General features: G+C 61.1%; 15 protein-coding genes. 12 read left to right on the top strand and 3 right to left on the bottom strand.

The window, feature by feature from the left end; genetic code table 11:
- Nucleotides 1–11 precede the first annotated feature (11 nt).
- The 4 genes from AB8B33_RS24940 to AB8B33_RS24925 all read left to right on the top strand — a co-directional run bounded on the left by AB8B33_RS24940 (nt 12) and on the right by AB8B33_RS24925 (nt 4,622).
- The gene (locus tag AB8B33_RS24940) at nt 12–902 is read left to right on the top strand and encodes a carbohydrate ABC transporter permease (protein WP_113324018.1); all 891 of its coding nucleotides are present in this window, start codon (nt 12–14) and stop codon (nt 900–902) included.
- Nucleotides 899–1,777, top strand: a complete 879-nt coding sequence (locus AB8B33_RS24935; protein ID WP_113324019.1) for a carbohydrate ABC transporter permease — start codon at nt 899–901, stop codon at nt 1,775–1,777. Before AB8B33_RS24940 ends, AB8B33_RS24935 begins: the two co-directional genes overlap by 4 nt.
- A gap of 6 nt (nt 1,778–1,783) precedes the next feature.
- On the top strand, nt 1,784–2,863 hold the full coding sequence (locus AB8B33_RS24930) for a sn-glycerol-3-phosphate ABC transporter ATP-binding protein UgpC (protein ID WP_113324020.1): 1,080 nt from the start codon (nt 1,784–1,786) through the stop codon (nt 2,861–2,863).
- 73 nt (nt 2,864–2,936) lie between these two features.
- Nucleotides 2,937–4,622 carry a GMC oxidoreductase gene (locus AB8B33_RS24925; protein ID WP_439017400.1) on the top strand — a complete coding sequence of 562 codons (1,686 nt, stop codon included), beginning with the start codon at nt 2,937–2,939 and terminating at the stop codon, nt 4,620–4,622.
- A gap of 18 nt (nt 4,623–4,640) precedes the next feature.
- Here the strand turns inward: AB8B33_RS24925 and AB8B33_RS24920 are convergent, their stop codons facing one another.
- A complete protein-coding gene (locus AB8B33_RS24920) occupies nt 4,641–5,969 on the bottom strand; it encodes a PLP-dependent aminotransferase family protein (RefSeq protein WP_439017399.1) in 1,329 nt (442 codons plus the stop codon).
- A gap of 100 nt (nt 5,970–6,069) precedes the next feature.
- Between AB8B33_RS24920 and AB8B33_RS24915 the strand changes: the two genes are divergently transcribed.
- The 5 genes from AB8B33_RS24915 to AB8B33_RS24895 all read left to right on the top strand — a co-directional run bounded on the left by AB8B33_RS24915 (nt 6,070) and on the right by AB8B33_RS24895 (nt 10,961).
- On the top strand, nt 6,070–7,041 hold the full coding sequence (locus AB8B33_RS24915; RefSeq protein WP_439017398.1) for a nitrate ABC transporter substrate-binding protein: 972 nt from the start codon (nt 6,070–6,072) through the stop codon (nt 7,039–7,041).
- 46 nt (nt 7,042–7,087) lie between these two features.
- Nucleotides 7,088–7,978 (top strand): ABC transporter substrate-binding protein, encoded by an 891-nt coding sequence (locus AB8B33_RS24910; RefSeq protein ID WP_439017397.1) that lies wholly within the window; start codon nt 7,088–7,090, stop codon nt 7,976–7,978.
- On the top strand, nt 7,975–8,916 hold the full coding sequence (locus AB8B33_RS24905; protein WP_439017396.1) for an amino acid ABC transporter permease: 942 nt from the start codon (nt 7,975–7,977) through the stop codon (nt 8,914–8,916). The genes AB8B33_RS24910 and AB8B33_RS24905 overlap by 4 nt, the downstream gene beginning before the upstream one ends.
- Nucleotides 8,913–9,692, top strand: a complete 780-nt coding sequence (locus AB8B33_RS24900) for an amino acid ABC transporter ATP-binding protein (protein WP_113323821.1) — start codon at nt 8,913–8,915, stop codon at nt 9,690–9,692. Before AB8B33_RS24905 ends, AB8B33_RS24900 begins: the two co-directional genes overlap by 4 nt.
- 87 nt (nt 9,693–9,779) lie before the next feature.
- Nucleotides 9,780–10,961: a M20 aminoacylase family protein gene (locus AB8B33_RS24895; RefSeq protein WP_113323822.1), complete on the top strand. Its 1,182-nt coding sequence runs from the start codon at nt 9,780–9,782 to the stop codon at nt 10,959–10,961.
- 69 nt (nt 10,962–11,030) lie between these two features.
- On the opposite strand, the gene AB8B33_RS24890 is transcribed toward AB8B33_RS24895, so the two are convergent.
- Both AB8B33_RS24890 and AB8B33_RS24885 read right to left on the bottom strand, forming a co-directional pair.
- Nucleotides 11,031–12,215 carry a GTP-binding protein gene (locus AB8B33_RS24890; protein WP_439017395.1) on the bottom strand — a complete coding sequence of 395 codons (1,185 nt, stop codon included), beginning with the start codon at nt 12,213–12,215 and terminating at the stop codon, nt 11,031–11,033.
- 92 nt (nt 12,216–12,307) lie between these two features.
- On the bottom strand, nt 12,308–19,342 hold the full coding sequence (locus AB8B33_RS24885; protein WP_439017394.1) for a DUF4082 domain-containing protein: 7,035 nt from the start codon (nt 19,340–19,342) through the stop codon (nt 12,308–12,310).
- Nucleotides 19,343–19,486: 144 nt separating this feature from the next.
- Here AB8B33_RS24885 and AB8B33_RS24880 point away from each other — a divergent pair, with 144 nt between their 5' ends.
- The 3 genes from AB8B33_RS24880 (at nt 19,487) to poxB (ending at nt 23,920) form a co-directional block, all read left to right on the top strand.
- Nucleotides 19,487–19,702 (top strand): hypothetical protein, encoded by a 216-nt coding sequence (locus AB8B33_RS24880; protein WP_439018924.1) that lies wholly within the window; start codon nt 19,487–19,489, stop codon nt 19,700–19,702.
- A gap of 406 nt (nt 19,703–20,108) precedes the next feature.
- A complete protein-coding gene (locus AB8B33_RS24875; RefSeq protein ID WP_439018844.1) occupies nt 20,109–21,968 on the top strand; it encodes a TPR end-of-group domain-containing protein in 1,860 nt (619 codons plus the stop codon).
- A 224-nt stretch (nt 21,969–22,192) separates the two neighbouring features.
- A complete protein-coding gene (poxB, locus tag AB8B33_RS24870) occupies nt 22,193–23,920 on the top strand; it encodes a ubiquinone-dependent pyruvate dehydrogenase (protein WP_439017393.1) in 1,728 nt (575 codons plus the stop codon).
- The last annotated feature ends 28 nt before the right edge of the window (nt 23,921–23,948 follow it).

Raw genomic sequence — 23,948 nt, 5'->3', positions numbered from 1 at the left:
AAGATGCACTGATGAAACGGAAGCATAACCGCTCGAAGGCGGCGCTCATCGCTCTCATCCCGACCTGGGCTGCGGTGGTCGTCGTCTACCTCGGCACCATGGTCTGGTCGGTGACCCTGTCCTTCACCAATTCGCGGCTGTTCCCGTCATGGAACTTCGTCGGGTTCGAGCAATATTCCAAACTGTTTCAGACTGCCAAATGGCTGATCTCCTTCCAGAACCTCATCATCTTCGGCGTGCTTTACGTCTTTGGCTGCCTGTTTATCGGCTTCCTGCTTGCCGCCGCCCTCGATCGCAAGGTACGCTTCGAAAGCGCCTTCCGGACGATCTTCCTCTACCCCTATGCCATGTCCTTCGTCGTCACCGGCCTAATCTGGCAATGGATGATGAACCCGACGCTCGGCGTTCAGGCAAGCGTGCGTGCGCTTGGCTGGCAGGGTTTTTCCTTCGACTGGATCATCAACCGCGATCTTGCGATCTATGCAGTGGTGATCGCGGCCCTCTGGCAGGGCGCGGGCCTCGTCATGATCCTTGTGCTGGCCGGCATGCGCGGCATCGATGGCGAGCAGTGGCGCGCTGCCCGCATCGACGGCATTCCCGTCTGGCGCACCTATGTTTCGATCATCCTGCCGCAACTGACGCCGGCCTTTGCGGCGGCCGGCACGCTGCTCTCCATGGGCGTGATCAAGACCTATGATATCGTTGTGGCGCTCACCAATGGCGGACCGGGATCGGCAACAGAGGTGCCGGCGAAGTTCATCATGGACAATCTGTTCCAGCGTCAGAATCTCGGCCTTGCGACAGCAGCGGCGACCGTCCTGCTTTTAACCGTGCTGATCATCGTCGCACCCTTCCGCTATGCCCAACATATCCGCGCCCGGCGCCAGGCAGGTACGCTATGATCCATCCCCGCGGCCCTAGGCCGACGCAGATCACCGCAGCCCGCATCGGCCTATACGCCTTCCTCATCTCCGCCGCGCTGTTCTTCGCCGTGCCGCTTTACGTGATGATCGTCACGTCGCTGAAGACCATGGACGAGATCCGGCTGGGGCAGATTTTTGCCCTGCCGCTGCACCTGGATTTTACCGCCTGGAAGACGGCCTGGGCCGGCGCCTGTGCCGGGAGCGAATGCACCGGCGTGCGCATGGGCTTCCTGAATTCGGTGAAGATCACCGTGCCGGCCGTTGTCATCTCCGTCCTGATCGGCGCAATCAACGGTTATGCACTTTCCTTCTGGCGCCCGAAGGCAGGACGCCTGATGTTCGGCCTGCTGATGGCCGGCGCTCTGGTGCCCTACCAGATCTTTCTCTATCCGCTGGTGCGCGCCATGGCGGTGATGGGCTTCTACAACAGCCTCGGCGGCATTATTCTCGTGCATGTGCTGTTTGGCCTGCCGCTGGTGACGCTGCTTTTCCGCAACTACTTCGTCACCATTCCAGAAGAACTCTTCAAGGCAGCGCGCGTCGATGGCGCCGGCTTCTGGCGGATTTTCATCGAGATCATGCTGCCGATGGCGCTTCCGATGATCGTGGTCGCCTCGATGTTCCAGTTCACGGGCATCTGGAACGACTTCCTGCTCGGCGTCGTCTTTGCCGGACGCGACAATCTGCCGATGACAGTACAGCTCAACAACATCGTCAATACGACGATGGGCGAGCGCAACTACAACGTCAACATGGCGGCCACCATCCTCACCGCCATCATTCCGCTCGCCATCTATTTCCTGTCCGGACGCTGGTTCGTCCGCGGGATCGCGGCCGGCGCCGTCAAGGGGTAAGGCTGAATGCACTCTGCTGTTTCCATCAAGGACCTGAAGATCAGCTACGGCGACCATACGGTGATCGAGCAAATGTCGCTCGATATCGCACCGAAGGAATTCCTCGTCCTGCTCGGCCCGTCCGGCTGTGGCAAGTCGACCTTGCTGAACGCGATCGCCGGTCTTTCCGACATCACCGATGGGGAAATCTGGATTTCGGGGGAAAACGTTACCTGGGAAGAACCGAAGGACCGTGGCATCGGCATGGTGTTTCAGTCCTATGCGCTCTATCCCCGCATGTCGGTTCGCAAGAACCTCTCCTTCGGCCTCAGGGTCGCGGGCCTGCCGAAGCCGGAAATCGACAGCCGGGTCGAGCGAGCGGCATCGCTCCTGCATCTTGAAAAGCTGCTCGACCGCCGCCCGGCCGAGCTTTCCGGCGGCCAGCGCCAGCGCGTTGCGATCGGCCGCGCGCTGGTGCGCGAAGTCGACGTCTTCTTGTTCGACGAGCCGCTGTCGAACCTCGATGCCAAACTGCGCAACGAGCTGCGCGTCGAGATCAAGAAGCTGCACCAGCAGCTCGGCAACACGATGATCTACGTCACCCACGACCAGGTAGAGGCGCTCACACTTGCCGATCGCATCGCCATCATGCGCGATGGCGTAATCCAGCAATTGGGCACACCTGCGGAGATCTATCACCGGCCTGCCAATCTCTTCGTCGCCGGCTTCATCGGCGCGCCCTCGATGAATTTCATTCAAGGCAGCATCGAACAGGACGGCGAAAAGGTGCTGTTCAAGGCGGGCGATCTCACCCTCGACATGTCTGGTTACGCTTTTGCCGCAAGGCCGCAAGCCTGCCCGGTAACGCTTGGCGTGCGTCCGGAACATCTGAGTATCCGACCGGAAGCCGGGGACACCGCGCTTCATGCAGCCGTCTCAGTCCTGGAGCCGATGGGTTCCGATACGGTTGTCTGGCTCACCTGGAAAGACACGACCCTGTCGCTGCGGGTGATGGGCGATCTCTCGCTCCAACCGGGCGATGTCATCGGCATCGGTCTCGATCTCTCCAAGGCATCGCTTTTTGCGAGCGACGGCAATCGCCTCTGAGCCGTGCTCTCCCGGCAGCAGAGAGATCGCGCTGCCCGTCCCATTCCATTGATGAAGTCAGGTTTTGAACGACGTGTCTGAGAAAGTGTATGATGCGCTGGTGATCGGCTCCGGCGCGGCCGGCTCCTTTGCTGCCATGGAATTGACGGCCAATGGTCTATCCGTCCTGCTTCTCGAAGCCGGCCCTGAGATCAGCAAGAAAGATTTCGATCCCACCCGCAAGAAACCGCCCGCAAGCGCCATCAATATCTGGGAGCGCGCACGGGCGACCATCAAGGGCCAGCCGGTGCAGGCGCGTGCCGCCTTCTTCACCGAGCGCTTCAGCCGCTTCTTCGTCAATGACCGGAATAACCCCTATACCACGCCGCGCGGCGAACCCTTCCTGTGGATCCGCGGCCGGCAGTCGGGTGGGCGACTGCACAGTTTCGGGCGCGTGCTGCTGCGCTGGAGCGACGACGATTTCAAGATTGAAAGCCGCAGCGGCCGCGGCGTCGACTGGCCCGTCTCCTATGACGAACTAGCCCCCTTCTATGCCGAAGCCGAAAGCCAGCTTGGCCTCTACGGCAATCAGGATCATGTCTCGACCTTGCCGGACGGCGTCTATTCCCGCCCCGCCAAGCTGACACCGGCCGAAGAGCTCTTCAAGAAGACTGTCGAAAGCCAGGCGCCCGAACGGCATGTCTTATCCTGGCGTTATATCGCGCCGGACGCCGAGCGCGTGCCGCGCCCGCTGCGCGAAGCGCTCGCCAGCGGCAAGTTGACCATCCGCCACGATGCGATCGTGCGCCGCATTACCACGGATGCGAAGACCGGTCGGGCGACGGGCGCAGAATACGTTGATCGCAATTCCGGCAGCGTCCATGCGGTCAAGGCCGAAAACGTCGTCCTCTGCGCCTCGCCGATCGAAAGCGTTCGCCTGCTCCTGAATTCGGCATCGGCAAGGCACCCGAACGGGCTTGGCAATAGTTCGGGCACGCTCGGTCGCTATTTCATGGACCAGCTGCCTTGTCTGGCCTTTGGAACCTTTGCGCCTGCCCGTGGCTGGTCGCATGACGATTCGGCCCCGCAGGACCCGTTCTACAATCCGTCGGGCGGGATCTTCGTCCCGCGCTTCGACAATGTGGAAGGAAAGGCGCCGCGCGGCGACTTCGCCTATCAGGGCAGCGTCGGCCGCGCGCCGGTCGGCGATAACGAGCCATCGAGCCTTGCCTTCTTCGGCTTCGGCCTGATGCTGCCGCACGCCGACAATCGCATCACTCTCGATGCCAGCCGCAAGGATGCCTGGGGCATTCCGGTACCGCACATCCGCTGCGTCATGCATGAGCCCGAGCAGGAACTGATCCGCAAGCAGGAAATGACCCTGATCGACATGGTGAAGAGTGCCGGCGGCGAGCTCGACTTCATCGGATCCCCGCTTGGCCTGAGAGAAATGGGCCGCGGCGCCTTCCCGGATGCCGATCCTTTAAGCCGTTTCCTGTTCCGCAAGTGGTTCCGAAAGACCATGTGCATGGGTGCGGCAATCCATGAAAGCGGCGGGGCGCGCATGGGCACTTCGCCGGAAAACTCCGTCCTCAACGGATGGAACCAGAGCTGGGACGTGCCCAATCTTCTTGTGACCGACGCGAGCGCCTTTGCCGGCGGCGGAACGGCGGGTACGACCTTGACCGTCATGGCCCTGACCCTTCGCGCCTGCCGGAAGCTCGCGGCGCAGTACCGCGGATCTGCCGGCGTCTCCAAACGCGGTGAAGTGTTGGGATAGCTGGAGAAGCACCGAAGGCTAGGCCGGGCTGGCGGCCAGCGCAATCGAGTCGGCCACGTCGTTTAGCCGATCAGACAGTATGGCTGTCGCCACGCGAAGATGTGCGCTTGGAAGGATGGAAAATTTAGCACCGGGATGAACCGCAATACCTCGCGCCGCCAGCGTGACCATCGCGAAAGGTTCGGATGCGACCGGCACCCAGGCACACAGGCCGCTCCCATGTTGCACTTCGATCCCACGTCCCCCCAGGGCGTCGACCAGATCGGCCCGACGCTGGAAATAGATATCGCGAGAGTGTTGCAGCGAGGTTTGCGTCACGGGATCCCGCAGAAGCCAGGCGGTGGCCGCCTGAAGGATGCGGCTTGTCCAGCCGGCGCTGAAGCTACGGTAGGACTGGATCTGTTCGACGATCGCCCGCGAGCTTGAAAGCACAGCAAGCCTGAGATCCGGACCATGCGTCTTCGAATAGGAGAGAATGTGAATGGTCCGGTCGGCAAACCGGCCACCGAGCGAATGACGCGGAGCCGTGGAAATGTCGGCAATGCCGTCATCTTCGACGATCAAGGTGTCCGTGCCGTCGAGAATGTCTCCAAGTCGTTGCAACCGCTCGCTGCTGACGTGCTGGCCGGTCACCGAATGAAGCCGCGGCTGGAAAATGAAGGCGACCGGCCGCAGCTTCATTGCGGCCTCGAGAGACGAAGGCAGCGGCCCTTCCCGATCGCACTGGACCGGAATGATCTGCACGCCGCGGTCCTCCAGAATATCAAGAAGCCGCATGGCGGTCGGATCTTCGATTGCAACGGACGCACCGGGCATGACGAGCGCCTGGATAAGCGTGTAGACCGCATTATAGCCTCCGTTCGTCGCCAGCAATGCCTCCGGTTCGTATGGCCAAGTCTTTCGGACAGCCTCTTCGAGTTCCGGAAGAATGCGGCTTCGCTCGTAGCTGTTGAGATTTTCGGCCGACGCTCCGTAGGCCATGGCTTCGGTAAGCTTTGGCAAAAGCCGGACATCCGGCACGGCCGATGTCAGGTCGAGGACGTCGGCTCCATAACGGCCGGAACTGCCGAGCCGTTCGGGTTTCGCCACGAAACGATCGCCGCTCACCCAGGTGCCGTTCCGTCCCCTGCCGGTAATGATTTTCTGGCGTCTCAGCTCGCTCCAGGCCTCGGAGATCGTCGCCGGACTGATCCCGAGCGCAAAGGCGAGATCGCGGATCGGTGGCAGCTTCGTTCCGACGGGGAGCGCCCCGGCGCGGATCAAGGCACTGGTTTCAATCGCAATTCCTCGAATTGTCCGATCGGTCAATTTTTGGGCAAACCATGCCGCGTCGACAATATCGCTCATTTAATCGCCACTTTTAATGTTCAATAACGTAATAACATTTGATCAGATAATTTTGAACATTTAATTGTTCCGAAAACAAGGTCTTTGCGAGTGAATGCCGATGCCCCTTAGCCTCCGACTTGCCCTCCGTGACTGGGACTACATGACGCCCCTGGTTCTCGGCGATGTCTCCTCTCCCAAGCTTGACCTCAAGGTCGACCGCGTCGGCACATTGCTCTCGCATCTCGGAAAAAGCGACCACTACGATGTCGCGGAAATGTCCTTCAGCCGCTATACGCAGCTGCGCATTGATGGTGACGAGAGCGTCGTCGGCATTCCGAACTTCATCATGCGCGGCTTCCGTCACCGCTGCATCATCACCCGCAAGGACGGCCCCATCACCGAACTCGGCCAACTGGCCGGAAAGCGTATCGGCGTCACCGGATGGCGCGACTCCGGAAACACCTGGACCAGAGCAGCACTGCGCCGCGAGGGCGTCGGCGTCGAGGATGCCATGTGGTATGCGGGCCGCCTGACGGAAGCGCATCCGGTCGTCGATCGCCTAGACGGGTTCGGCCGGCCCGGCCGCATCGAAGCGGCTCCTGGCGAGCGCCCCATGGTCGACCTGCTCAAGGAAAGCTTCCTTGATGCGATCTTCACGCCTTTCATGCCTGACGGCTACTTCGGCGGAGGATCGCCGTTCCGGCAAGTCGTTTCCGATTTCAGAGGTGCCGAACGTCGATATTTCGATGATGTGGGCTATGTTCCCGGCATGCATCTGATCGGCATCAAAGCGGACATCGTCGCGCAGAACCCGTGGGTGATCGAAGAGCTCAGCAAGCTGATCGATGAATCGCAGCGGATGTGGCTGAGCAAACGCCGCAAATACGCCGACACCTCGCCCTTCATGATGGACGAACTCTTGAAGTCGGCAGCCGAGCTTCCGCTCGGCTGGGAGGCCAGCGGCTTTGCGGTCAACCGCAAGATGATCGCCGACTTCGCCAGCGAGCTTCACGTCCAGGGCATCCTGCCGCAGCTGATGACGCCGGAAGACCTCTTCTCCTTCGATGTGGACGGTAGCCGCATCGGGTGAACGCAACACGAAACCATAAATTCGAACCAAACAGGGGAAATGAACAATGTCGATCAGGAAAATTGCATGCCTTGCTCTGACGAGCGTGGTGATCTCGGGAACGGCCTTCGCTGAAGATGCGGCCCTGCCCAAGCTTTCCGTCAACGACGCGCTTCATGCGCAGTTGCCCGAAGCGATCCGCACGTCTGGCAAGATGATCTCCGTCAACAATGGCTCGTTTCCTCCCTATGAAATCGTCACGGGCACCGAGATGAGCGGCGCCAGCGCCGATCTGACCGACGCGCTCGGCCAGGTTCTCGGCGTCGAGATCGAGCATGAGACCGTGGGCGGTCTGCCGGCGCTGCTGGCTGGCGTCAATTCGGGCCGCTATCAGTTTGCCTTCGGTCCCGTCGGCGATTTCAAGAGCCGCGAGGAATCCAACGACTTCGTCGATTGGGTGCAGGAATTTGTGGTCTTCTCGGTGCAGAAGGGCAATCCGAAGGGCATCACCTCGCTCGATACCGCCTGCGGTAACCGCATCGCCGTCATGGCCGGCGGTTCGGCCGAAAAGGTCATCCAGGTGCAGGCCGAAAAGTGCAAGACCGATGGCAAGGGCGCGATCGAGGTGCAGTCCTTCACCGACCAGCCGAGCTCGATCCTTGCCGTCCGTTCCAAGCGGTCGGATGCCTTCTTCTCCTCCCAGGCGCCGCTCACCTATTTCGTGTCGCAGGCCAACGGTCAGCTGGAACTGACTGGTGTGGGACAGAAGAACGGTTTTGAGAATCTCTATCAGGGCGCGGTTGTCGCGAAGGGCTCGCCGCTCGGCCCAGTCCTGCGCGATGCGGTCAAAGTGCTGATGGACAACGGCACCTATGCCGCGATCATGAAGAAGTGGGGCCTTGAGAACAATATGATCAAGGAGCCCGGCATCAACCTCGGTGGGACGCTTCCGAAATGAGCACACAAACGCAAACACTCGCATCGCCCTCCGGCGATGCGAGAAGCCGGGATGTGGCTCATGCCCACAAGCCCTTCCCCAAAGGCCGCGTTGCGGCCTGGGCCATCACGCTTGCGATCGCCGCCTATTGGGCCTGGTCGGTCGCGCATAACGAGAATTTCGGCTGGCCGGTCGTCACTCAATATTTCTTCGACCCGACCGTCATCAGCGGCCTTTACGTCTCGCTCGGCCTGACGGTCGTCGCGATGATCATCGGCATCGCGCTCGGCCTCGTGCTGGCCGTCGCGAGAATGTCCAGCGATCGGCTGGCAAGCTCGCTCGCCTCGCTGTTCATCTGGTTCTTCCGCGGAACGCCGCTCCTGGTACAACTGATCTTCTGGTACAATCTTTCGACGCTGTTTCCGACGCTGTCGATCGGCATTCCCTTTGGCCCGACCTTCATGAGCTGGGATACGAACTCGGTGATCAGCCCGATGACGGCCGCGATCGCCGGTCTCGCGCTCAATGAGTCCGCCTACATGGCCGAAATCATTCGCGGCGGGTTGCTTTCGGTAGACAAGGGTCAGTTCGAGACGGCGGAAGCCTTCGGCATGACGCGCATCCGCGCGCTTCGCCGCATCATCATTCCGCAGGCCATGCGCTCGATCGTTCCGCCGACCGGGAATCAGCTGATCAGCATGATCAAGGCGACTTCGCTCGTCAGCGTCATCGCCATGGCCGATCTGCTCTATTCGGTGCAGTCGATCTACAACCGCACCTTCGAGATCGTGCCGATGCTGCTGGTTGCCGTTCTCTGGTACCTGCTCATCACGTCGCTCCTGAACATCGGCCAGGCCTATATCGAGCGCTATTACAGCCGCGGCGATCGCCGCACGGGCGCCGCCAAACCTGCAAAGGAAACGGCTGTCATGGCACAGGCAACGGAGGCAGGCGCATGAACGCGATCTCCACTATCGAGCCTCTCGTCAAGGCACGCAATGTCCACAAGTCCTTCGCGGATCTGGAAGTGCTGAAGGGTATCGATCTCGACGTCGCGCCCGGCGAGGTCGTCGTCGTCCTTGGCCCCTCCGGCTCCGGCAAATCGACGTTCCTGCGCTGTATCAACCACCTCGAATCCATCAACCAGGGTTCAATCGAGGTGGATGGTGAACAGATCGGCTACCGCCTGCATAAGGACCGGCTGCTGCAGCTGTCGAACCACGCGATCGCCTTGCAGCGCCGCAAGATCGGCATGGTGTTCCAGCAGTTCAATCTCTACCCGCATATGACGGCGCTGCAGAACATCATCGAGGCACCGGTCGGCATCCACGGTGAGAGCCGCAAGGTTGCGACCGAAAATGCGCTGAGGCTCCTGGAACGGGTCGGGCTTTCGGCCAAGGCCGACAGCTATCCGCGCCAGCTTTCCGGCGGCCAGCAGCAGCGCGTGGCGATTGCCCGCGCGCTCGCCATCAAGCCGAAGCTGATGCTCTTCGACGAGCCGACTTCGGCACTCGACCCCGAGCTGGTCGGCGAGGTTCTCGCCACCATGCGGGATCTTGCAAACCAGGGTCTGACGATGATCGTCGTCACTCACGAGATCGGTTTCGCGCGGGAAGCGGCCGACCGCGTCGTCTTCATGGATGACGGCAAGGTCGTGGAACAAGGCAAGCCGGAGGACGTGATCGGCAACCCGCAGCACCCCCGCACCAGAAGTTTCCTGTCGCGCTTTATCTAGCGCGGCGGCTCCTCCATGCTCTTGCCCTGCGGGCTGGCTTTACCGTGAGCCGGCCGGCGATACCGCGCCCATGAAACTGGAATTGCCATGTCCCTCGACAATGATTTTGCCCGCCTCTCCGATTTCGAACCGATGGAAGCGGAGCTGACGGCTGTCCGCCGGCATCTGCACGCTCATCCAGAGCTCTCCTTCGAGGAGGCCGAGACCGCGCGTTTTGTTGCCGAAAAGCTTGAATCCTGGGGGTATGACGTCACCCGCAACGTCGGCGGCCATGGCGTGGTTGCGCGCATGACGGTCGGCGCCGGAAAGAAGAGCATCGCCATCCGCGCCGACATGGACGCTCTGCCGATCACCGAGGAGAGCGGCCGCCCCTATGCCAGCACGGTTGCCGGCAAGATGCATGCCTGCGGACATGACGGCCACACGACGATACTTCTCGGTGCGGCCGAATATCTGGCACGCACGCGCCGCTTCAACGGGACAGTCAATCTCATTTTCCAGCCGGCCGAGGAGGCAGGTCCGCTGAGTGGTGCGCCCGCAATGATCGCTGACGGGCTGTTCGAACGCTTTCCCTTCGACGTTATCTTTGGTCTGCACAATCATCCGGGCGCACCCGAAGGCACCTGGCTGATGCGGTCGGGCCCGCTGATGGCGGCTGCCGACAGCGCTGAGATCATCATCAAGGGCAAGGGTGGCCACGCCTCGCGGCCGCATCTGACCGTCGATCCGGTGGTCGTTGCCTGCAACCTCGTCGTCAGCCTGCAATCGGTCGTTTCCCGCAGCATCGATCCGACACAAACCGCGGTCGTCACGGTCGGGGCGATCCATGCCGGCGAGGCCGCAAACGTCATCCCCGAAAGTGCAAAACTGCTGCTCAGCATTCGCTCCTTCGACCCGAAGGTGCGCGAGACGCTGGAGGTCAGGATCCGCAGGCTCGCCGAAACGATCGCCGACGGTTACGGCGCAGCCGCCGAAATCGAATACACTCGCGGTCACCCCGTGGTCGTCAATTCGGAAGCGGAAACGGAATTCGCCCGCATGGTCGCAGAAGAACTCGTCGGTGCTGACAAGGTAGCTCTCTGCAACCTCATCCCCGGCAGTGAGGACTTCTCGCACTTCCTCGAGCACAAGCCCGGAAGCTTCCTGCGGCTCGGCAACGGTGTGGAATCCGCGATCCTGCACAGTGCCAAATACGACTTTGCCGACAAATCCCTGACGGTGGGTGCCGCGATGTGGGCACGCTTGACCGAACGCTATCTCGACGACTGAGGCATCTCGGCACAGGCCGTGAACTCTCGCGTCCATGCGTTCGTGGCGCAAACGTTGCAACCTGGCGCGCTACCAGGCCGGGAACGGATCTTCGAGAGCTGACCATTCGCGCGGGTCCGCACTGGCGAGGCAGTCGTCCAATGCGGTCCGCACACCTGTCTCGTCCATGCCAACCCCGATGAACACCAGTTCCTGCCGGCGGTCGCCCCAGGCGCTGTCCCATCGGCTCTGCAGGTGCTGATGAAACTGCTGATGGCTCGGCCAGTCTTGTCGCGGAACGGCCGCCCACCAGAGCCCCATGGGTTCGCAACGCCGCTGCACCCCTGCAGCCGACATAAGGCCTACGTGACGCGGGCGCGTGGCAAGCCAGAAATGGCCCTTGGCGCGAAGCACCCCTGGCCAGGGCTCGTCCAGGAATGCCCGAAACCGCTTGGGGTCGAAGGGGCGCCTCGTGCGGTAGACAAAGCTCGATACCCCATATTCCTCCGTTTCCGGAACATGCTCGCCCGGGCTGTACAATTCCTTGTGCCACAAGGGATGTGCGGCGGCTTTTTCTTCATCGAAGAGGCCGGTATTGAGAACGGTTGCCAGAGAAACTCTGCCGAGATCCGTCTCTACCTGACGCGCATCCGGGTTGAGAGACGCAACAATCTTGCGGACCTCCGCGCGGACCTCTTCAGTCGCGTCCGAGATCTTGTTGATCACGACGACATCGGCAAACTCGATCTGGTCGACCAGCAGGTCGATGAGGGTGCGCCGGTCCTCACCGTCCCGCTGCAAGCCGCGGTCGGCAAGCAGATCGGCGCTACTGTAGTCGACTAACAGGTTTGCAGCGTCGACCACCGTGACCATCGTGTCTAGTCTGGCAAAATCGGAAAGCGAAACGCCGTTTTCATCGCAGAAGGAAAAGGTTGCCGCGATGGGGCGCGGCTCGGCAATGCCGGTGCCTTCGATCAACAGATAGTCGTATCGCCCCTCTTCGGCCAGTCGCCGCACTTCCGTGAGCAGATCGTTGCGCAGGGTGCAGCATATGCAGCCATTGCTGAGCTCGACCAATGTCTCCGTCGTATGCGACAGGTTGCAGCTACCGTCTCGAATGAGGCTTGCGTCTATGTTCACTTCACTCATGTCGTTGACGATGACGGCAACCCGCAAGCCTTCACGATTGTTCAGGACGTGACTGAGAAGCGTCGTCTTACCAGCGCCGAGAAAACCGGCGAGCACGGTTACCGGGAGCCGCTCGATGCTGTTCATCGGCATGCCTTGAATGTGAGCACTCGGAGCGGTCGGTATTTGCGTCGTATGAGCCTCCTTCGAATCCCGTTCGTAGCCGCCTTTCCGATGCGTCATGTGGCAAGCTGTGGACGAAAGACCACATCGGCATAGTAATTCGCTGAATCGTATGTGCTGGTCGGGAAGAGCCCCGCGGTTGCGGATCCGCCATAGGCATAGACGCCGTTGCCGCCGGCCAAAGCACTTGACTGAGCCGTCAGCGGACCGTTTGTCACCGCATTGGTGAAGAAACCGTCCGTCGCCACATAGGCACCTGTGGTGTGATAGGAGGCGACATAGTTGGTGTTGGCGGCAATTGTGACAGGTGTTGTAAAGTTCACGGTCTGCCAACCGCTCGCCGTGGTGTTGGTGAAGGTGGCGGTCGCGAGTTTGGTGCCTGTCGTGGTCCACAGGTCGACGACATTCTGTCCGTTGTCATTGGCGCTGCGGTAGAACTTGATGCCGGTAATGTCGCCGGCAACGTTCGACTGGAACTTGACGCCGAGTTCAATCTGCTGACCATCGTTGAGGTTCGTCTGGGTCGGCGTGCTGGAGGCGGAAAACAGGCTGTAGCTCGTTGGCGCCGTCGATACGGCGACATTGAAGGTCTCGTTGGCCGACAGACCTCCGAGGTCTGTCGCCGTCACCTTGACGCCGTAAGTGCCTGATGTCGTCGGCGTGCCAGAGAATGTCCGTGTCGTGGCGTTGAAGGCCAGCCAGGCGGGCAGCGCCGTGCCATCGGCAGCAGTTGCCGTATAGGTCAGCGTCTCGGTGCTGTCGACATCAGTGAAGGTGGTGGTCGGCAGCACGAAGGAGAAGGCAGAGCCGACGGTGGCGTTCTGAGTGGTCGTCTGGACGGCGAGCACCGGTGCGTCGTTGGCGCCATGGATGGTGATGGTCAGGTTTGCCGTGGCGGTGGCGCCGGCAGCGTCGCGCATCGTGTAGCTGAACACATCGCTCAGCGTGTTGGTCGACTGGCGCAGCGCCTGGACGGCGGCATTGGTCTCGTTGACGGCATAGCTATAGACGCCCGATGCGCTGAGCACGAGACTGCCATAGGTGCCGTTCAGTGCCGAACCGAGCGTGCCTGATGTCGCGCCGAAGACGACGGCCGTGACCGTCTTGGTGTCACCGGCATCCGGATCGGTGTCGTTGGTCAGCACATTGCCGCTCGCAACCACACCACCCGAACCATTGGCAATGCCACCCTTCTCGGTCGCGTCACCTGCGTCAGCAACCGCCGTCGGCGTCGTGTTGCCAGGCGTCGACACGGCAATGTTGAAGCTCTCGTTGGCCGCAAGGCCGCCGAGGTCTGTCGCCGTCACCTTGACGCCGTAAGTGCCTGATGTCGTCGGCGTGCCAGAGAATGTCCGTGTCGTGGCGTTGAAGGCCAGCCAGGCGGGCAGCGCCGTGCCATCGGCAGCAGTTGCCGTATAGGTCAGCGTCTCGGTGCTGTCGACATCAGTGAAGGTGGTGGTCGGCAGCACGAAGGAGAAGGCAGAGCCGACGGTGGCGTTCTGAGTGGTCGTCTGGACGGCGAGCACCGGTGCGTCGTTGGCGCCATGGATGGTGATGGTCAGGTTTGCCGTGGCGGTGGCGCCGGCAGCGTCGCGCATCGTGTAGCTGAACACATCGCTCAGCGTGTTGGTCGACTGGCGCAGCGCCTGGACGGCGGCATTGGTCTCGTTGACGGCATAGCTATAGACGCCCGATGCGCTGAGCACGAGACTGCCATAGGTGCCGTTCAGTGCCGAACCGAGCGTGCCTGATGTCGCGCCGAAGACGACGGCCGTGACCGTCTTGGTGTCACCGGCATCCGGATCGGTGTCGTTGGTCAGCACATTGCCGCTCGCAACCACACCACCCGAACCATTGGCAATGCCACCCTTCTCGGTCGCGTCACCTGCGTCAGCAACCGCCGTCGGCGTCGTGTTCGACGTCGATGCCGGGCGGAAGACCACATCGGCGTAGTAATTGGCAGCATTGTAGGTGGCATTCGGGAAAATGCCTGTGGTGGCGGATCCGCCATAGCGGTAGACGCCGTTGCCACCGGCCACCGCACTCGACTGGGCAGTCAACGGGCCGCTGGTGACGGCGGCCGTATAGAAATTGTTAGTCGCCACATAGGCACCTGTGGTGTGATAGGAGGCGACATAGTTGGTGTTGGCGGCAATTGTGACAGGTGTTGTAAAGTTCACGGTCTGCCAACCGCTCGCCGTGGTGTTGGTGAAGGTGGCGGTCGCGAGTTTGGTGCCTGTCGTGGTCCACAGGTCGACGACATTCTGTCCGTTGTCATTGGCGCTGCGGTAGAACTTGATGCCGGTAATGTCGCCGGCAACGTTCGACTGGAACTTGACGCCGAGCTCAATCTGCTGACCATCGTTGAGGTTCGTCTGGGTCGGCGTGCTGGAGGCGGAAAACAGGCTGTAGCTCGTTGGCGCCGTCGATACGGCGACATTGAAGGTCTCGTTGGCCGACAGACCTCCGAGGTCTGTCGCCGTCACCTTGACGCCGTAAGTGCCTGATGTCGTCGGCGTGCCAGAGAATGTCCGTGTCGTGGCGTTGAAGGCCAGCCAGGCGGGCAGCGCCGTGCCATCGGCAGCAGTTGCCGTATAGGTCAGCGTCTCGGTGCTGTCGACATCAGTGAAGGTGGTGGTCGGCAGCACGAAGGAGAAGGCAGAGCCGACGGTGGCGTTCTGAGTGGTCGTCTGGACGGCGAGCACCGGTGCGTCGTTGGCGCCATGGATGGTGATGGTCAGGTTTGCCGTGGCGGTGGCGCCGGCAGCGTCGCGCATCGTGTAGCTGAACACATCGCTCAGCGTGTTGGTCGACTGGCGCAGCGCCTGGACGGCGGCATTGGTCTCGTTGACGGCATAGCTATAGACGCCCGATGCGCTGAGCACGAGACTGCCATAGGTGCCGTTCAGTGCCGAACCGAGCGTGCCTGATGTCGCGCCGAAGACGACGGCCGTGACCGTCTTGGTGTCACCGGCATCCGGATCGGTGTCGTTGGTCAGCACATTGCCGCTCGCAACCACACCACCCGAACCATTGGCAATGCCACCCTTCTCGGTCGCGTCACCTGCGTCAGCAACCGCCGTCGGCGTCGTGTTGCCAGGCGTCGACACGGCAATGTTGAAGCTCTCGTTGGCCGCAAGGCCGCCGAGGTCTGTCGCCGTCACCTTGACGCCGTAAGTGCCTGATGTCGTCGGCGTGCCAGAGAATGTCCGTGTCGTGGCGTTGAAGGCCAGCCAGGCGGGCAGCGCCGTGCCATCGGCAGCAGTTGCCGTATAGGTCAGCGTCTCGGTGCTGTCGACATCAGTGAAGGTGGTGGTCGGCAGCACGAAGGAGAAGGCAGAGCCGACGGTGGCGTTCTGAGTGGTCGTCTGGACGGCGAGCACCGGTGCGTCGTTGGCGCCATGGATGGTGATGGTCAGGTTTGCCGTGGCGGTGGCGCCGGCAGCGTCGCGCATCGTGTAGCTGAACACATCGCTCAGCGTGTTGGTCGACTGGCGCAGCGCCTGGACGGCGGCATTGGTCTCGTTGACGGCATAGCTATAGACGCCCGATGCGCTGAGCACGAGACTGCCATAGGTGCCGTTCAGTGCCGAACCGAGCGTGCCTGATGTCGCGCCGAAGACGACGGCCGTGACCGTCTTGGTGTCACCGGCATCCGGATCGGTGTCGTTGGTCAGCACATTGCCGCTCGCAACCACACCACCCGAACCATTGGCAATGCCACCCTTCTCGGTCGCGTCACCTGCGTCAGCAACCGCCGTCGGCGTCGTGTTCGAACTCGGCGTGGTGAACATCACATCGACCCAATAGTTCGTCGACTCGAAGGTGCTCGTGGGATACAGGCTGGCGCTCCCATAGGTATATACGCCGTTGCCACTGGCTGGAGCCGTCAGGGGGCCGCTCGTCACATTGGAGACGAAGTAGCTGGCGGTTGTCGAATAGTGGCCGGTGTTCGTATGGTAGGACGCCGTGTAGGTCTGTCCGGCCGTCAGGGTCACCGGGCTGGTGAAATAGGCAGTCTGCCAGCCGCTGGCAGTCTCGTTCGTGAAGGTGAGGGTCGCAATCCGCGTACCCGTGCTCGACCAGAGTGAGCCGGTATGCGTGCCGGTGTCCTGGCTGCCCTTATAGAAACGAATGCCGGTAACGGTCCCTGCCACGGAGGTCTGGAATTTGACCCCGAGCTCGACGGCTGACGTATCGTCGGTGTTGACGACAGCAGGCGTCGCCGCGCCGAAGAGAGAGTAAAAGCTCGCGCCGGTCACGGTGACGGTGCGTCCTGCCGAGGGCGCTTCAAGATTGATGCTGTCGTCGACGGCCCGTGAGCGGATCGTGTAATTGCCCGCGATCTGCGGCGACCAGGTATAGGTCCAGTTCTCATCGCCTGTCGCCGGATGCCAGCTCGCCCCATTGTCGGTCGAGACCTCGACGCCGGCAATGACCCCGCCGCCCGTGTCTGTGGCGGTACCTGTAATCGTGACTGTGGAGCCAACAGTCGCCGTTGACGGCGCCGTGATGATGGAAGTCGGTGCAACATGATCCGTGGAGCCGGTCGTGGCGACGAGCCCGGATTGCAGCGTCCCAGGCTGAATGCCCATGTCGGCCAGCAAATTGACCATTGCCTGCTGCACGCGGGGATCGGTCGGGGTCGCCTCATTATCGTGATTGTTGCTTAAGCCCCATGTCCAGTAGACAGTACCGGCGCCAAACACCAATGCACCGCTCGGTGCACGATAAAGCGTCAGATTGTGGGTCGCGGTCGCGTTGCCGGTCGTGTTTCCGTAATCGAGCAAATAGGTGCTGACCGGAAGCGTCGTCGAAGACAGCTTGACGAGACCAGCCGGATCGAAGCCGTTATCGGTCGCTTCGTCCCACTCGTAGCCCAGATAGTTCTTGGTTAACGTTGCCGTCTGGCCGGGCTGGAGATTGGAAACGCTCGTATTGCGCCAGAAACGCAGGTTGGCATCGTCATATCCAACCGTGATCGCGCTGAGATTGCTGCCGACATCATCGACCTTGAACAGCTGCCCGGTCAGCGAGTTTTCCGGGTTTCCGCCGCCGATAGCCGGTGGGCTGAGACGCGGATCGCGGAACGTGCCCGTCCATTCGTTGGAAGGGTCGATGCTGGCGCCGGGCGACCATGTCTCCTTGTAGGAAATAAGGGTCCGATAAGGCGTGCCGTCGGCGCTATAGGCGTTGCCCCAACGGGTACGCCAATAGACCTCGTTACCGCTCCAGAACATCAGGTTGACACCTGCATCGCGTGCAGCTTCGACATTGGTCCTCTGCTGTCCAGACCAATATTCGTCATGTCCGGCATCAACATAGGTCTTGTGATTGAGCAGCAGGCTGCCATAGCGGTCGACGTCGACACCCGACAGGTACGAAACATCATAGCCGTTCTGCTCCAGCCAGTAGATGCCTGCATATTCGGCGCCGAACAGATAGTCTTGCGGACCGGCATAAGTGCCAACCCCACCACGGGTCGCAATCGGCCTGTTGTAACTGACAGCATAGGCGCGACCAGCGCCCTGCCCCGTCGCCGGACCGTTGCCACCGTAGAAGTTTGCGCCACCCCAGCCATTGTAGGCTTGCCAGGTCTCGTCAGCGGTCTGGAAAACGATATCGCTGTGGCTGTCATCGTCGCGCACGATGAACGGAATCTGATTTTCGCCGAAGGTGCCATCCTGTCTCACGAGCTTGGCGATATAAACGCCTGAGACAGCATCATCAGGTACGGTCCACGAAGCCGAAACTGCCCAGTTGCCGGCATCCACGGTGCCGGTCGTGGCATTGCGCAACGGATTTGGTTGATTCTGCACGCCGGTGTGCTGAATGGTCGTGACCTTGCGCGCGCCCATGCCGCCATAATAGCCGAGGCGGTAGATATCGATCCGGTAATTGTTGGAATCCGTATCAATCTTGAAGCTGACCGTCTTGCCGTTGTCGACACTGATGTCGGTCGCAAATCCCTCGATATTGGAGCTGCCGGCCCCATCGATGCCCCACTCGCTCTCCGGATTGCCCGGCAGCAGGTTTTCCGCCACGACCTTGTTAGCGGGCGCCGCTGCCGCTGCGGCCGCCAGATTTTGCGTCGTTAACGACCGCTGCGTGATCGGCGGTGTGGTGACCGAACCGGAAAGGATGCCGACGCCCTTGGTGCCGGTTGCCGTTCCCATTTCTCCGCCGCCGGGCAACGATCCGTTCAAGTTCGTCGAGCCCGTCAACTTTGCGGTTCCGCGCCAGCTCGAGAGCGGGGATAAGTCACGATCAAGAAGCGGGTCGCTGACTGAGGCACCGATGGCCCGCTTGATCGTCGCCGTATAGTCCGGCCCTTCGGTCAGCCTGGTCCCCGGCAATTGACCATCCTGTTGAAGCATGGCGCCGCCATGGGCCCAATCGAGAATCCGCGTAGGGGACGTAAAATAGCCACATCCGCAGACACCAAAGGGCATGCCAAACGCCAATGAATTCGATCCACCGTGGTGTGCAGCCGCCTCTGCTGACGGGCTCGATTCGAGAATGACCACCTTGCCGGAGTGAGTGCGCGCACCCGCTGCAGCAGCAGAACCTTGCCCTGATGCCGTCGGTGCGGGGCTCTGCGGCAGATAGGGAGCCAGGGGATCGCCGCCCATGGTGCTAATGCCAGCATAGGTGTGATAAAGGGACGACGCAGACCCGAATGCAGCGCCGTTCGCGTTCCGCTCGAAAGGTGCAAAAACCGGATTATGGGCCGACAGTACCGACGCGGCAGAATTTCCGCCTCCAACACCCGTTTCGCGCGCCGCTGCGAAAGCCTCGGCCAAGGATGGGGACACTTGGTCGATATCGCCCCGACCGTCTGCTTCGCCGACCGTTTCCGTTCTCGGTTCGTTATCATGTCCGCTGAGCGCAAAGCTGTTGTCGGGGCTGCCGACAAGAGCACCCCCTTTGCTTCCACCCGCTATCTGCGCAGATGTCGCAAGTTGAGCACTATCCTCGGGCCGGTCGGCGCCCTTGCGCGGCCTTGCCTTTCCACTGGCGGCCAGCCACCGGGGAACCCACGAATCCATCATGAGTGAGCGCGAAGCCCACCGGCGAGCGTTGCGATACATGGTGTGCCCTCTCGCGAAATTACCAGGATCAAATCTATGAGGATCGTTCGATACGCGGACCTCCAATTATAATCGAAAAGTGGACGAGTATGTCCTACCCCTTTCGACCTACAGGCTGCATCCTTTAGGCAAACGGGCTTTTGCGTGGACGCGCGACTTGCCTTTCGCGAGACAACAAGCGGTACGGTCGTCGGATCTGCTTCGCATCACGGACGGCTACTGGCGCACCACGCCAAGCTCGCCGCCTTGCACACGCAGAAACTGACAATCCAGTCGCTGTCGATTGCCAACTCCTCTTGGCAGAGCATTCTGTCGCTCTTCCGCGGCAAACGGGATCGCGAAAAATTACCTGCCAGGTAACCGACCGGGCCGATACAAATCGAACCGCGCTTCGATGGATCGCGGCCTTTAATGACGGCGACCTCGCAAGCTCTCAGAGGCAATGAACGGGCACGAGACGCTGTCCCGGGGCCTGTTCGAGCGCTCTGCGCCCGACCCCTTCTTCCGAGACGCGTTCCAAAATCGATGCACGGCCTCAAAATTGAGCACGTCAGCACATCCGGGGTCTTTCCCATCCGAAAGAGCTATCGTTTGGCGCAATCTTCGCCCGTTCGGAGTATTGATGCTGCGCCGTAACGATATAGGCTCTGCGCCGCCGTGACAGCACGTCGAATCGAAAGATATCGGCTGCAAGGGAGGGAGCCCTAGCGCGGTCAAAATCTGGAAAAAGCGAGAAACTGACATGAGACAATCCATGGAGAGGGTCATGGAGCGGCGATTGAGTGCCATCCTCGCTGCCGATGTGGTTGGCTACAGCCGGCTCATGGGCATGGACGAGACGGGCACGCTGCAGGCTTTGAACCGCCATCGCTGCGAACTGGTCGACATCCGCATATCCGATTACAAGGGCCGTATCGTCAAACTGACGGGCGACGGCATCCTGGCCGAGTTTCAGAGCGTCGTGAATGCGGTCGCCTGCGCCGCAGAAATCCAGCGCAGCATGGCCGTGCGCAACGAAAACGTGCCGAAGGAAGAGCGCGTCGAATTCCGCATCGGCATCAATCTCGGCGATGTCGTCGTCGAAAATGACGATATTTTCGGCGACGGTGTCAACCTTGCCGCGCGCCTGGAAGGCATTGCTCCGGTCGGCGGCATTGCCGTGTCGGCAATCGTGCGGGATCAGGTCGGTTCACGCCTCAATCTCGGCTTCGATTTTTTAGGTGAACACGTGTTCAAAAATATTCGACAGCCGGTTCAGGTTTACACAGTTTCCTTCGAGAAGCCGAGTTCTGCCCGCCTCGTCGCGCAGAACCGCAACACCTGTTTCATCGCCGTCCTGCCCTTCACCAATATGAGCGGCGATGCCGATCAGGATTACTTCTCCGACGGCATCACCGAGGATATCATCACCGATCTTTCCAAGGTTTCCAGCCTGCATGTGGTGCCGCGCAACACCGTCTTCACCTATAAGGGCACATCGGTGAAGGTGAAGCAGGTCGCCCAGGAGCTCGGCGTGCGTTATATGCTGGAAGGCAGTGTGCGCATTGTCGGTACGCGGGTACGCATCTCCGGCCAGCTGATCGATACGACGAACGGCGACCATCTCTGGGCCGAACGCTATGATCGCGACCTCACCGATATATTCGCCATCCAGGACGAGATCACCAACGCGATCGTCGGCCAGCTGAAGGTGCGGCTGCTGCCGGAGGAACGCAAGGCGATCGCCGCCGAGCCGACGGCCAATGTCGAGGCCTATACCTATTACCTGAGAGGAAGGCAGCTCTCCCATACCTGGACCAAGTCCTATCTGCAGCTTGCCCGGCGCATGTTCTACAAGGCCGTCGAACTCGATCCGGACTATGGCCGCGCCTATGCCGGCATCGCCGATTGCGATGCTGCGATCCGCGACTGGGCGCCCGACGACGTGCCCCTGGAGCGCATCCTCGCAATGAGCGCCAAAGCCCTGGAACTCGATCCCGACCTCGCCGAGGCCCATGCCTCCCGCGGCCTGGCGCTGCATCAAAACGGCGAGGACGACGAGGCCACGGCATCCTTCGAACGCGCGCTGGCGCTCGATCCCAACCTCTATGAAGCAAATTTCCACTATGCCCGCATCTTCTTCATGCGCGGGAATTTCGCCGAGGCGGTGCATTACTTTAGCCGTGCCGCCGAAATCCGCCCCGACGACTATGTTTCGCCGATCCACCTGATGTCCTCGTATCATTCTCTCGGACGGACGGTGGACAAGGAAAGCTGGGCGCGCATGGGCATTGAAAGAGCCGAGCGGGCGCTCAATCAGAACCCGGAAAATTCCGGGCCTGCCCATCGCGGCGCGCTTGCCCTTGCCCATCTCGGTGATGCGGCGCGGGCCTGCGATTGGGCCGCACGGGCAAGCGCCATCGATCCCGATGATATCGTCGCCCAATATAATCTTGCCTGCGTCCACTCCGTACTCGGCCATGTGGAACGGGCGATCGATATCCTGGAGGGCTTGCTGCCCCGAAGCTCCGTCTACCACATCAAATGGTTCACACATGATTCTGACCTGGACAACCTGCGCCGGCATCCGCGCTTCATGAAACTTGTCGCAGAAGCGATGAAAGAGCGGGAACAGGTGGAAGCATAGGTCGCGGCAGAAGAAGGGCGCCAAACGCGGAGCGACCCTATGCTCTCGGCTGATAGGCAGCGTCCTGGGATATCAGGCAAACGGGCTTCTTCTCTGCCGGCACCTACACCAAGGTCCAGTTTGGTGTCTCCGCCGCTCTGATAATTCTCCGGGTTGAGAAGCGTAGAGCGAGGCCTAGCTTCCTTTTACCATCCACCTGAAACCCAAAGCCCGGGAGCCTTTCAATGAAGTCCAAAGTAGCTGATGTCCTGACGGAGGTGCTGCATTCGGCCGGAGTCAAGCGGATATATGGCGTAGTCGGAGACAGCCTGAACGGGCTCACGGAAGCGCTTCGAAAAAGAGGCGACATCGAGTGGGTCCATACCCGTCATGAAGAAACGGCAGCCTTCGCGGCGGGGGCCGAAGCCCACCTCAGTGGCGAACTGGCCGTGTGCGCCGGAAGCTGCGGCCCGGGCAACCTCCACCTCATCAACGGCCTGTTCGACTGCCATCGCTCGCGGGTCCCCGTCCTGGCCATTGCCGCGCAGATACCTTCGGCTGAAATCGGCAGAGGCTATTTCCAGGAAACGCATCCCGACCAGCTTTTCCGGGAATGCAGCCACTATTGCGAACTTGTCAGCCATCCGGAGCAATTGCCAGCAGTCATCGAAACGGCCATTCGCACGGCTATCGGAAAGCGCGGCGTTGCCGTCGTGGTCATTTCCGGCGACGTGGCATTGAGCGATTTCACCGCGAAGATTTCGACACCGGCCGCACTCACGCTGTCCCAGCCGAACGTCGTGCCGGCGAACGATCAGATCGATCGATTGTCGGAGCTGCTCAACAACAGTTCGAAAGTCACCCTTCTGTGCGGACGCGGTTGCGAAGGGGCGCATGACGAATTGATCGCCTTTGCGGATCGGCTCAAGGCGCCCATTGTCCACGCGCTCGGCGGCAAGGAACATGTCGAGTGGGACAATCCCTTCGATGTCGGCATGACCGGTCTGATCGGCTTCTCTTCGGGTTACAAGGCCATGCTGGAGTGTGACACGCTTCTTATGCTCGGCACCGATTTCCCATATCGGCAGTTCTACCCAACCGACGCCAAGATCGCGCAGGTGGACATTCGCCCGGAAAATCTTGGCCGCAGGGCCTCGCTGGATCTCGCAATCGTCGGCGACGTCAAATCGACACTGGCGGCAATGCTGCCGAAGCTGACGGAGCGAACGGACCGGGATCATCTGGATGCCTGCCTTGCCGCCTATAAGAAGGCGCGGGAAGGCCTCGACGACCTCGCCACCGGCAGAGAGGGCAGCAAGATTCATCCGCAATATGTTGCACGCCTTCTGAGCGAACATGCCTCCGACGACGCCGTTTTCACCTTCGATGTCGGGACCCCCACGATCTGGGCTGCACGCTACCTGAAAATGAACGGAAAGCGTCGCCTGATCGGATCCCTGGTTCACGGGTCGATGGCCAACGCCCTTCCCCAGGCAATAGGCGCACAGGCAACATATAAGGAACGCCAGATCATCAGCATGTCCGGCGATGGTGGCTTTGCCATGTTGATGGGTGACTTCCTGACGCTCGTTCAGCAGAATCTGCCGGTCAAGGTCGTCGTCTTCAACAATTCCGTTCTCGGATTCGTGGCGATGGAAATGAAGGCTTCCGGCTTCCTTGAGACCGGCACCGAACTCAAGAATCCGGATTTTGCGGCGGTTGCCCGCGCAGCCGGAGTCCATGGCGTTCGCGTGGAGGATCCCGCCGAACTCGACGGTGCCATCAGGGAAATCCTGGCGCATCCCGGCCCGGCACTGCTCGACGTCGTTACCAATACGCAGGAATTGTCGATGCCGCCCAGGATCGAAGCAGCGCAAGTGAAGGGTTTCGGTCTCTGGGCCATTCGCGCGGTGATGAACGGCCGGGGAGACGAACTCGTGGACCTGACTGTCTCGAATTTCCTGTCTCGGTGAGTCGGACGCTACAGTGGATGGAAACCCT

Source organism: Rhizobium sp. 768_B6_N1_8 (assembly GCF_051811225.1).
Lineage (GTDB): Bacteria > Pseudomonadota > Alphaproteobacteria > Rhizobiales > Rhizobiaceae > Rhizobium.
The sequence above is the reverse complement of the archived record's forward strand: the minus strand, read 5'-3'. Positions and strand labels throughout refer to the sequence as shown.